General features: G+C 64.8%; 1 protein-coding gene. It reads left to right on the plus strand.

What is annotated here, in order from left to right; translation table 11 throughout:
• Positions 1 to 98 precede the first annotated feature (98 nt).
• Positions 99 to 267: DUF454 family protein (locus tag BK660_RS31955; RefSeq protein ID WP_123436469.1), on the plus strand; the 169-nt coding region annotated here is incomplete at its 3' end.

Below are 267 nucleotides of genomic sequence, written 5' to 3' on the forward strand. Positions count from 1 at the left end.
CGACTGATACACCGCTATCGCGAGCAGGCTCACTCCTACAGGGGAACTGCGTAAGCCTGTAAGATCTCCATTCCGCTTCAGAAGCCACCGCGTAGCCCATGCCGCAACCCGCCTCCTCGAAACTCGCCCGTCTGCTGTTCGGTCTGCTGGCCTACGTCAGCCTCGGCATCGGCTTGATCGCCATTGTCGTGCCCGGCCTGCCGACCACCGAGTTCATCCTCCTCGCCGCTTGGGCCGCGACCCGCAGTTCGCCGCGCCTGAGCGCCT

It is taken from the genome of Pseudomonas brassicacearum (assembly GCF_003732265.1).
In the GTDB taxonomy this organism is placed as follows: domain Bacteria; phylum Pseudomonadota; class Gammaproteobacteria; order Pseudomonadales; family Pseudomonadaceae; genus Aquipseudomonas; species Aquipseudomonas brassicacearum_D.